10 protein-coding genes and 1 tRNA gene are annotated in these 10,145 nt (G+C 69.7%); 9 read left to right on the forward strand and 2 right to left on the reverse strand.

Annotated features, from left to right (window positions below; all coding sequences use genetic code 11):
* Positions 1 to 52: 52 nt before the first annotated feature.
* The 8 genes from galU to EF387_RS05000 all read left to right on the forward strand — a co-directional run bounded on the left by galU (position 53) and on the right by EF387_RS05000 (position 7,387).
* The gene (gene galU, locus EF387_RS04965; protein WP_128375228.1) at positions 53 to 955 is read left to right on the forward strand and encodes a UTP--glucose-1-phosphate uridylyltransferase GalU; all 903 of its coding nucleotides are present in this window, start codon (positions 53 to 55) and stop codon (positions 953 to 955) included.
* A 4-nt stretch (positions 956 to 959) separates the two neighbouring features.
* Positions 960 to 2,312, forward strand: a complete 1,353-nt coding sequence (gene glp / locus EF387_RS04970; RefSeq protein ID WP_238431332.1) for a molybdotransferase-like divisome protein Glp — start codon at positions 960 to 962, stop codon at positions 2,310 to 2,312.
* 152 nt (positions 2,313 to 2,464) lie between these two features.
* On the forward strand, positions 2,465 to 2,992 hold the full coding sequence (moaC, locus tag EF387_RS04975) for a cyclic pyranopterin monophosphate synthase MoaC (RefSeq protein ID WP_128375230.1): 528 nt from the start codon (positions 2,465 to 2,467) through the stop codon (positions 2,990 to 2,992).
* A gap of 112 nt (positions 2,993 to 3,104) precedes the next feature.
* On the forward strand, positions 3,105 to 3,674 hold the full coding sequence (locus EF387_RS04980; RefSeq protein ID WP_128375231.1) for a MogA/MoaB family molybdenum cofactor biosynthesis protein: 570 nt from the start codon (positions 3,105 to 3,107) through the stop codon (positions 3,672 to 3,674).
* 17 nt (positions 3,675 to 3,691) lie between these two features.
* Positions 3,692 to 4,330 (forward strand): GNAT family N-acetyltransferase, encoded by a 639-nt coding sequence (locus EF387_RS04985; RefSeq protein WP_128375232.1) that lies wholly within the window; start codon positions 3,692 to 3,694, stop codon positions 4,328 to 4,330.
* 208 nt (positions 4,331 to 4,538) lie between these two features.
* Positions 4,539 to 5,891 carry a divisome protein SepX/GlpR gene (gene sepX, locus EF387_RS04990; protein WP_128375233.1) on the forward strand — a complete coding sequence of 451 codons (1,353 nt, stop codon included), beginning with the start codon at positions 4,539 to 4,541 and terminating at the stop codon, positions 5,889 to 5,891.
* Between the two features lie 86 nt (positions 5,892 to 5,977).
* Positions 5,978 to 6,051 (forward strand) — tRNA-Ala (locus tag EF387_RS04995).
* A gap of 451 nt (positions 6,052 to 6,502) precedes the next feature.
* A complete protein-coding gene (locus tag EF387_RS05000) occupies positions 6,503 to 7,387 on the forward strand; it encodes a hypothetical protein (RefSeq protein ID WP_128375234.1) in 885 nt (294 codons plus the stop codon).
* Between the two features lie 104 nt (positions 7,388 to 7,491).
* Here the strand turns inward: EF387_RS05000 and EF387_RS05005 are convergent, their stop codons facing one another.
* A complete protein-coding gene (locus EF387_RS05005; RefSeq protein ID WP_128375235.1) occupies positions 7,492 to 7,968 on the reverse strand; it encodes a GNAT family N-acetyltransferase in 477 nt (158 codons plus the stop codon).
* 67 nt (positions 7,969 to 8,035) lie between these two features.
* Between EF387_RS05005 and EF387_RS05010 the strand changes: the two genes are divergently transcribed.
* Positions 8,036 to 8,839: an exodeoxyribonuclease III gene (locus tag EF387_RS05010; RefSeq protein ID WP_128375236.1), complete on the forward strand. Its 804-nt coding sequence runs from the start codon at positions 8,036 to 8,038 to the stop codon at positions 8,837 to 8,839.
* A gap of 486 nt (positions 8,840 to 9,325) precedes the next feature.
* Here EF387_RS05010 and EF387_RS05015 read toward each other — a convergent pair.
* Positions 9,326 to 10,145, reverse strand: an 820-nt coding sequence (locus EF387_RS05015) for an IS4 family transposase (protein ID WP_128375237.1), incomplete at its 5' end; no start/stop codon positions are given.

The raw sequence follows: 10,145 nt of genomic DNA on the forward strand, positions 1-10,145 counted from the left end.
AATTAACCGGAGTCAAACATTCCACACATAGTCACCGGATATGGTTGCGCACATGACTGAGTCGTACCCCAGGATCAGCAAGGCTGTCATTCCGGCAGCGGGCCTCGGCACCCGGTTCCTGCCGGCTACCAAGGCCACTCCCAAGGAGATGCTGCCCGTCGTTGACAAGCCCGCGATCCAGTATGTGGTCGAGGAGGCCGTGGCGGCGGGCCTCGATGATGTTCTCATGATCACGGGCCGCAACAAGCGCCCGCTCGAGGACCACTTCGACCGCAACTACGAGCTCGAGTCGGCGCTCGAGAAGAAGGGCGACGCCGGCCGGCTCGCCAAGGTGCAGGAGTCCAGCGACCTGGCGACCATGCACTACGTCCGCCAGGGTGACCCCAAGGGCCTCGGCCACGCCATCCTGTGCGCGGCCCCGCACGTGGGCCACGAGCCCTTCGCCGTCCTCCTGGGTGACGACCTGATCGACCCGCGTGACCCGCTGCTGCAGCGCATGATCGAGGTGCAGACCGAGCACGGCGGCAGTGTGATCGCTCTCATGGAGGTCGATCCCGAGCAGATCCACCTCTACGGCTGCGCGGCCGTGGAGACCACCGTGGAGTCCGACGTCGTCAAACTGAGCGACCTGGTCGAGAAGCCGGACCCGGCGGACGCCCCCAGCAACTACGCGATCATCGGCCGCTACGTCCTCGCCCCGGAGGTCTTCGACGTCCTGCGCAAGACCGAGCCGGGCCGCGGCGGCGAGATCCAGATCACCGACGCCCTCCAGCAACTCGCCTCCGACGAGAAGATCGGCGGCCCGGTGCACGGCGTGATCTTCAAGGGCCGTCGTTATGACACCGGCGATCGTGGCGACTACCTCCGTGCCATTGTCCGACTCGCGTGCGAACGTGAAGACCTGGGCCCGGACTTCCGGACCTGGCTTCGCAGTTATGTCACGGAGGAGATGTAGCGATTTGAGCAGCGCCGCGACCCGCGTCACCGGCCAGGATCACTCCGGTCAGGAGCATCCCGGCCAGGACCGCCTCTGGTCGGTGACCGAACACCTGGAGGACATCCTCGCGACCGTACGCCCCCTGGAGCCCATCGAACTGCAACTCCTCGACGCACAGGGCTGCGTCCTGGTCGAGGACGTCACGGTGCCGGTGTCACTGCCGCCGTTCGACAACAGCTCCATGGACGGGTACGCGGTGCGGGTCGCGGACGTGGCGGGCGCCGGGGACGAGATCCCCGCCGTCCTCACGGTGATCGGGGACGTGGCCGCCGGCCACGGCGAGCAGCCGAACGTGGGCCCCGGTCAGGCCGCGCGCATCATGACCGGCGCCCCGCTGCCACCCGGCGCCGAGACGGTGATCCCCGTCGAGTGGACCGACGGCGGTCTCGGTGCCGGACCGGTCTCGAAGATGCACGCCCACAGTGCGGCCCCCCAGGCCGCCGGGGCGGAGGTACAGGTCTACCGCTCGGCCCCGGCACGCGCGCACGTGCGCGCGAAGGGCAGCGACGTCAGGGCCGGCGACCTCGCCCTGGCCGCCGGCACCGTGCTCGGCCCGGCACAGATCGCGCTCCTCGCGGCGATCGGCCGGGGCACGGTACGCGTGCGCCCGCGCCCGCGCGTGGTCGTCCTCTCCACGGGCAGCGAACTCGTCCAGCCGGGTGAGTCGTTGGCCATGGGCCAGATCTACGACTCCAACAGCTTCGCGCTCACCGCGGCCGCCCGGGACGCCGGGGCGATCGCCTACCGGGTCGGCGCGGTCGCCGACGACGCCCGGACACTGCGCGCCACCATCGAGGACCAGCTCATCCGGGCCGATCTGCTGGTCACCACCGGCGGGGTCAGCGTGGGCGCGTACGACGTCGTCAAGGAGGCCCTCGAGTCTGTCGGCGAGGAGGACGAGACCGGCGGCGGAGTCGAGTTCCGCAAGATCGCCATGCAGCCCGGCAAGCCCCAGGGCTTCGGATCCATCGGCCCCGAGCACACCCCGCTGGTGGCACTGCCGGGCAACCCGGTCTCGTCGTACGTCTCCTTCGAACTGTTCGTACGACCGGCGATCCGCACCCTCATGGGCCTCGACGACGTGCACCGGCCCACCAGGCGCGCGGAGCTGACCGCCGACAAGGCCCTGGCCTCGCCCGCCGGACGCCGGCAGTTCCTGCGTGGACGGTACGCGGACGGCCAGGTGCGCCCCGTCGGAGGCGCCGGATCGCACCTGGTGGCGGCCCTGGCCCACGCCAACGCGCTGATCGTGGTCCCCGAGGAGACCGAATCCGTGGAGCCCGGCACCGAGGTCGAGGTGGTCCTGCTCGGCTGAGGGCGCCGATTCACGTGGTTCCGGTCGGTGCTGAGGGCGCTCCTGCACGTCGTCCCGGTAGGCGCTGAGGGCCGGTCCGGGCAATCCTGGTCGGCTCCGAACGCCGAGTTGGAGGTACCGTGTCGCGCACAACACGCCCGACCGGGAGCGCCATGACCGTCCCTTCCCCGGGGGAGACCCCCGGACCCTCCGCACAGGAACAGGACCGACTCACGCACATCGACCAGGCGGGCGCCGCCCGCATGGTCGACGTATCGGAGAAGGCCGTCACCGCGCGCAGCGCACGCGCGAGCGGACGTGTCCTGGTCTCGCCCAGGGTCGTCGAACTCCTGCGCGGCGAGGGCGTCCCCAAGGGCGACGCCCTCGCCACTGCCCGGATCGCGGGCATCATGGGCGCCAAGCGCACTCCGGACCTGATTCCGCTTTGTCACCCGTTGTCGGTGTCGGGTGTGAAACTGGACCTGTCGGTCGCGGACGACGCCGTCGAGATCCTGGCCACGGTGAAGACCACCGATCGCACGGGCGTCGAGATGGAGGCACTCACCGCGGTCAGCGTGGCGGCCCTGACCGTGATCGACATGGTCAAGGCCGTGGACAAGGGGGCGGTCATCACGGACGTGAGGGTGGAGGAGAAGACGGGCGGCAAGTCCGGGCACTGGCACCGGGGAGCTCCGGCATGAGGGCGGCCGGCACGACCGGGCACGCCCGTGGGGTCGCACCTGCGCGGGTCCGCAGGGTCTGCGGGGTCCGCGGGGCCGCATGCGCAGGTTCGCGGAGGACGGAGGCGTCGGTATGACGGCAGTCGGTGAGGCATCCGCCGGACGTGCCCCCTACCGGGCTCTGGTCGTGACCGCCTCGAACCGCGCGGCGGCCGGTATCTACGCCGACAAGGGCGGACCTCTGATCACCGAAGGGCTGCGGGACTTCGGTTTCGCGGTGGACGGACCTCAGGTCGTGCCCGACGGCGACCCCGTGGAGGCGGCCCTGCGCGCGGGCGTGGAGGCCGGCTACGACGTCATCGTGACGACGGGCGGCACCGGCATATCGCCCACCGACCGCACTCCCGAGGCGACGCTCAGGGTCCTCGACCGCGAGATCCCGGGCATCGCCGAGGCGATCCGGGCGTTCGGCCGGGAGAAGGTGCCGACGGCGGCCCTGTCCCGGGGGATCGCGGGAGTCGCGGGCGGGACGCTGATCGTCAACCTCCCGGGTTCCACGGGCGGCGTTCGGGACGGACTCGCCGTCCTGGAGCCCCTGCTCGTGCATGCCGTCGAGCAGATCCGCGGCGGCGACCATCCCCGGCCCGACCACGCCCGGCCCACCGGTGGTGGTCACCTCGGATCTTCTGGGGGTGCGAGCTGAACAGCCCATCCTGGCCAGTGGAGCTGGTGGACGGCGATGTGGTCCTCCGGCCCATAAGGCTGCGCGACCAGCGCGCCTGGCGTGAGGTGAACCGGCGCAACCGGGACTGGCTGCGGCCCTGGGAGGCGACCATCCCGCCGCCCTCCGTCAGCGGGCCGATCACGCACCGGCCGACCTACCGGCAGATGGTCCGGCATCTGCGCGCGGAGGCGGGCGCGGGGCGGATGCTGCCGTTCGTGATCGAGTACCAGGGGCGCCTGGTCGGCCAGTTGACCGTCGCCGGGATCACCTGGGGGTCGATGTGCTCGGGGCATGTCGGTTACTGGGTGGACCAGGCCGTGGCGGGCCGCGGCGTGATGCCGACGGCGGTGGCGCTGGTCGTCGACCACTGCTTCCGGACCGTGGGCCTGCACCGCATCGAGGTCTGCATTCGGCCCGAGAACGGTCCGAGTAGGCGGGTCGTGGAGAAACTCGGATTCCGCGAGGAGGGGCTGCGTCCGCGTTATCTCCACATCGACGGCGCGTGGCGCGACCACCTCGTGTTCGCACTCACCGCGGAGGAGGTGCCGGACGGGTTGCTGCGTCGTTGGCAGCGGACCCGCGCGCGGGGCACGTCGCAAAACAGCCCACGGGACACTCCGCGGAACACGGCTTAGGACTTCCGGACACGGCGCGGATCCCCGAAAATGAAATACTTGTTCGAAAATGATCGGACAGCGACCGCCTGGGGGCATTAATTTTCGCGCTCCAGGTGGGTGACTGATCGCATCGGTCACAAAAAAAGCTCGAAATATCAGCCAGATCGTGCGACACACCGGCTCAATTGGCAGATGGGCTCACGCAAACCCCTCTACCGTGTGAGGGGTGAGCAGCAGCGGCCTCATCTACGCAGTCATTGTCGGGGCCTGGGCCGCCTACTTGGTGCCAATGTGGCTCCGTAGGCAGGACGAGCTGAACGAAGCCCGTCCGACGGAACGCTTCAGCACCGCCATCCGGCTGCTGTCCGGAAGGGCGGGGATGGAGCGCCGATACGCCAGGGACCTGAAGGCGCGCTCCACCGAGGAGGGGGAGCCCGACGCCGACCCGGACGTGATCACCGATTCGGTGGACGTCCGGGCCTTCGCCGTGCCCCCACGAGAACGGGAGGACGGCGGCAGGGCGCGACGCCGGGAGGCGAGCCCCGCGGCTCACGAGGGTGCCCAGCAGGTCTCGGCCAAGGCGACACCGTCCGGCCCCGCGAAGTCGGTGAAGTCTCCCCAGCCGTCGGGGCAGCCGGCCGGTTCCGCCCCCCGCCCCGGTTCGGGCTCCGGGAAGGCGGCGCCCGGGAACCCCGGTGCGCGCAGGCCGGATGCCCGTCCGATGGAGGCGCGCGTGCCCGGTGCCCGGACACCCGACGGCCGCGTTCCCGGCGCGCGCAAGCCCGGTGCGCTCCGTGGCGACGCCCCGGCGCGCGGGAAGGCCGCCACGGAGGCCGCGGCACGAGCCCGGCGCTCGAAGGTGCTCGCGCGCCGACGTCGTACGACCACGGTGCTGTTCCTCGCCTTCACGCTCGGCTCGATCGTCGCGGCCGTCGGCGGGCTGGCGTTCCTGTGGGCGCCGGGAGTCCCGGCGGTGCTGCTGAGCGTGTACATCGCGCATCTGCGGGCGCAGGAACGGCGCCGCTTCACCTACACGATGGACCGGCGCCGGGCCGAGGCCGCGGCCCAGCAGCTGCGTGAGCGGGAGTCGCGACGCCGGCACACCGCCCCGGTGGACGATCAGCCCGAGGCGGTCGACGAAAGCCCCGAGCCGGAGGTCGACCCCGGGCTGTCCGCGCTCGCCGCCGACCGCCGCGCGCTGGTCGAGCAGACCGATCACGCGGAGTGGGTGGACCAGCAGAAGGAACGGCAGCGCGGTCCCGGGCGCGGCGACAGCTGGGACCCGGTGCCGGTGCCGTTGCCGACGTACGTGACCGCACCGGTCGCGCCGCGCGCCACCTCCGACGTCGACCTCGGCTCGCCCGACGCGTGGAGTTCGGCGCGCTCCTCCGCCGCTGAGCCCGCGCCCGCGGCGGCGGACGCGGACGCCGAAGCGGAGGACCACCCTGAGCCGCCGGCCGACGACGCCCGCTCGGACGCCCGCCGCGCGGCATCGGCCCGCCGCGCCCGCGAAAGGGGCCGCACCCCCCTGTTCGACCAGTACGCGGAAGGCGATCGCCCACGCGCCGCCAATGAGTGAAACCGGCATTCCGACCAGCCAGGAGGCCTGCCGGGAACGGATTTCCAAGCACCCGGACGGGGATGCTAAAGTTTCACTCGTTGCAAGGGCCTGTGGCGCAGTCCGGTAGCGCACCTCGTTCGCATCGAGGGGGCCAGGGGTTCAAATCCCCTCAGGTCCACGCAGCTCAAAGCCCCGGTAGGTGATCACCGACCGGGGCTTTGACGTGCCTTATGGCAGCGAAGTACGGCAACCGCTTTGGATCTTGTTTCCCAATCTGCTTGCCGAGCTTGCGCGGTGCCCTCGGGTGGCGACGAGGTTCGGTCCTGACCACGGCTCACCGGCCGCTCGCTTCGCCAACTCCTGCTCTCCCGGTCGGGGTCAAGAGCAGTGACGCAGATCTGCGGCAGCGGGAGCGTGGCCGCGGACGCCTGGGTGTTCGTCTCGTCATGGAACAAGCGCCGGACCGGTCGGCGTACGGGGGCATGTGGCCCAAGGGACCTGTGGGGCCAGTGTGACGTCTGTCGGAGCTCCGACGCTTCTCCAGTGAGGCGTGATGGCCTCCCCAAAAAACCTTCCTTGGGGGAACCTTGACGAGAAGTACCTTGCCCGGACGCATACTTGCCCGGGTAGTGGGCGTAGTCGCAGCACTGGCCGTCGGGCTCACGGCCGCACCGCTGGCGGGCACTGCACAGGCCTACGGCGCGGCGTCGGGAACGCTGAGCTTCAGCGGCGATCCGGGTGAGCCCATATCGGGCGGCCAGTCGTATGTGTACACGGCTGGAGCGGTCCAGCTGTTCGACGTCCAGGCCAGCAGGGACGAGAACAGCCTTAGCGTCGCGATAGATTCGGAGCCGGGTACGCTCTGGCGTCTCATCGTCGCCGCCCCCGATGGTCAGAAGCTGACTGAGGGCACCACGTATACCGGGACGAAGCAATGGCCCTACGCCCAGCCGGAGGATCCGGAACTGGTTTTCGGCGGGATCGACAACGGGACCGAGAAGGGCTGTAACACCAACTCCGGGTCTTTCACCATCGAGCACATCGCTTTCGGCCCCTACGGCTATGTCCGCGAACTCGACGCCACCTTCGAGCAGTACTGCAACGGATCGACGGTGCCTCTGCGCGGGGCGGTTCACGCGGTCATGCCCGAACCTCCGGTTGAACTCGCCATGGGGATGAACGTCGACCCCGAGGGCACGGTGGACGGCCCGGATGGTCGGATCACCGTCGGTGGCACCGTGACGTGCAACAAGCCTGCGAGCGTCTGGATCGTCGGCCAGGTCTTCCAGATCCAGAAGAAGGAGGCGCCGGGCACGTCCTTCGAGACGACTGTGGCCTGCACCCCGGGCGCGCCCGTCCTCTGGTCTGTCAGCCTCACCAGCCAGGAACCCGGCACCTCGTTCCAGCCGGGCGCTGCGACGATGCGCAGCAGGGCCCGAGCGGATGACCGGGACTACCCGGTGACTGCCGACACTGGACAGCAGGAGTCGGTGGTCACGCTTTCCAAGGCCTGATACGCGGCCGACAGGCGGCGTGGCTCGCGGAAACGTGAGTCGCGTCGCCTGCTTCGTCTCCTCTTCTCTTTCTTCTTCTCTTCCGAACGGTTCGCGTACGTCCGCTACAGGGACTTCGCGAAGCAGCGGCTGTTCGGTTCGTGGCGGTAGTAACCGAACTTGGCGCAGGGTTCGTAGCCGCTGGATGTGTACAGGGCTATGGCCTCCGGCTGCTTCGTGCCCGTCTCCAGGACCATGCGGATGCGGCCCGCGGCCCTCGCGTCCTCCTCCAGCGCCGCCAGGATGCGGCGGGCGAGGCCCTGGCCTCGGGCCTCCTTGATCACGTACATGCGCTTGAGCTCCGCGTCGCCGTTCGCGTAGCCCTCGTCGTTCTTCTCCTGCGAGCGCCAGCCGCCGGTGGCCACCGGGCGGTCCCGGTCGTCGTACGCGATCAGGTAGAGGCCCTGCGGGGGGCTGAACATCGCCGGGGTGAGGGGGGTGATGTCGCCACCGTCGCCGTAACGTTCGGCGTATTCCAGTTGGACCTCGTCGTTGAGCTTGACGGCGTCGGGGTGGTCGAAGGGCACCTGGCGAATATTCATGCCGGTTAGGATATAACTATGCGGACGTGCTGGCTCGGGCGCTCTCCGCGTTCAGTATCGTGCCCCCGTGCTCACTGTGACCTCTGTAAACGTTAACGGGCTGCGGGCTGCCACGAAGAAGGGCTTCGTGGAGTGGTTGGCCGGGACCTCCGCCGATGTGCTGTGTCTGCAGGAAGTGCGGGCCGAGCCTGGGCAGTTGCCCGAGGAGGTGCGGGAACCCGACGGGTGGCACGTCGTGCACGCGCCCGCCGCGGCCAAGGGGCGGGCCGGGGTGTCCCTCTACACGCGCCGGGCGCCCGAGCGGGTTCAGGTCGGGTTCGGTTCCGTCGAGTTCGACGACAGCGGGCGGTATGTGGAGGTCGATCTGCCAGGGGTGACGGTGGGGAGTCTCTATCTGCCCTCGGGGGAGGTCGGGACCGACCGGCAGGAGGAGAAGGTCCGGTTCATGACCGAGTTCCTCGGCTATCTGGAGGGGCTTCGGGAGCGGGCCGCCGCCGGAGGGCGCGAGGTTCTCGTGTGCGGTGACTGGAACATCGCCCATCAGGAGGCGGACCTCAAGAACTGGCGGGCCAACCAGAAGAACTCCGGGTTCCTGCCCGAGGAGCGGGCCTGGCTCGGGAGTGTGCTCGAGGCCGGGACCGGTGGGTACGTCGATGTCGTACGTGCCCTGCATCCCGACGTCGCGGGGCCCTACTCGTGGTGGTCCTACCGGGGGCGGGCCTTCGACAACGACACCGGGTGGCGCATCGACCTCCAGGTCGCCACCCCTCGGCTCGCCGGGAAGGCCGTCAAGGCGGTCGTCGAACGGGCGGCCACCCATGCGGAGCGGTGGTCCGACCATGCCCCCGTCACCGTGGTGTACGACCTCTAAGGGCTTGCCGGGAAATAAATCGTCGGCGAGCATCTGTCCTGAGCTGCGGTGTCAAGACCTGGAGCACGCAAGTTATTTCCCGGCAAACCCTAAGGGGTCCTTGCACTATGAGCGTCCGATGAGGTCGCGTGGTCTGGTGCCGTGCATCGCAAGGCGCCCAAGAGCCCTGGATGGGGGTGCCCCCTGCTCGAGCGCAGCCGAGAGCTTGGGGGAGCGGTGCCAGGCCGCTCGACCCGGGCGGGCATAGTGCAAGGACCCCTAAGCCCAATGCCGTTGTTTTACGTGGTTGCGGGTTGGGGTCGCTGGATGCGGACTGCTCGGGTGCCGGTGTGGGTGGGTTGGGGCCAGGTGTGGTGTTCGGCCCGTTTGAGTCGATAGTTGGACATCTTGCGTTTGACGACGCGGGGCTGGCTGCGCAGGCGTCTGGGTGGCAGGAGGCGTTCGAGCAGGTCGTGTTGGAGCAGGACGAGGGTTCTGACCAGCAGGTCAGGGGGAAAAACTGCCCGGCGTGATGGTCACGCTGCGCCGGGCGGAGCGCAGGGTTTCGGTGAAAGAGACACCGTCGGGGTCCAGGTCCCGGGTGGCGGCGGTTCTGACCATCAGTTCGCGCAGCGCGTGGTGGACGAGCAGGTGGGCCCAGATCTGCTGCAGGACGCCGTCGGGAGTCTTACTGGTGAGCACGACGCGGGCGCCGCGTTGATGGGTCTTGAGCTCGGCGAAGACGGCTTCTGCTTCCCAGCGTTCGTGGTAGAGCGCGGCCAGCTGGCGGGCTGGATAGTGGCGGGCGTCGAGCAGGGTGGTCACCAGCCGGTAGCCCTCGGCCGCCTGGCCGGTGCCGTGCAGCTGGTAGGCCACCACCCGCACCGTGACCGGATCGGTGTGGGCGCGGTCGCCGGTGGCGTGGATACGAGAAAGCCAGGATCCGTCCCGCAGCAGTCGGTCGACGGGCAGGATCCGGTTGGCGGGCACCCGCCACAACAGATCGGCGCCGGTTGCGGTGAACGCCCGCCACAGCGGCACGCCGAGGAACTCCCGATCAGCCAGGAGCAGTTGGCCCGGCCCGCAGGAACGGGGCAGGCGGCTGACCAGGGTGACTTCGCCGGTGCGGCAGCCGGCCAGCTCGGCGTCCAGCACGAGGTGGGTGCCCACCTCGATCAGGCAGGCCATCCGCACCTGGGGAAAGCAGGACTTGTCGTGGCCGCGGCTGTTGCCGGGGCGGCCGAAGGCGGCCTCGTTGGCCGGGCTGTCGGCCACGTCCCAGCAGGTGGCGTCCATCGCCAGCAGCCGCAGCCCCCGCCAGAAGGCG

Origin of the sequence: Streptomyces cavernae (assembly GCF_004023625.1) — a bacterium.
In the GTDB taxonomy this organism is placed as follows: Bacteria; Actinomycetota; Actinomycetes; order Streptomycetales; family Streptomycetaceae; genus Streptomyces; species Streptomyces cavernae.

Bases quoted from the DNA above. Each gene is read 5' to 3' on its own strand.
- galU (WP_128375228.1), top strand. From the start codon at position 53: ATGACTGAGTCGTACCCCAGGATCAGCAAGGCTGTCATTCCGGCAGCG.
- moaC (WP_128375230.1), top strand. From the start codon at position 2,465: ATGACCGTCCCTTCCCCGGGGGAGACCCCCGGACCCTCCGCACAGGAA.
- EF387_RS04980 (WP_128375231.1), top strand. From the start codon at position 3,105: ATGACGGCAGTCGGTGAGGCATCCGCCGGACGTGCCCCCTACCGGGCT.
- EF387_RS05005 (WP_128375235.1), bottom strand. From the start codon at position 7,968: ATGAATATTCGCCAGGTGCCCTTCGACCACCCCGACGCCGTCAAGCTC.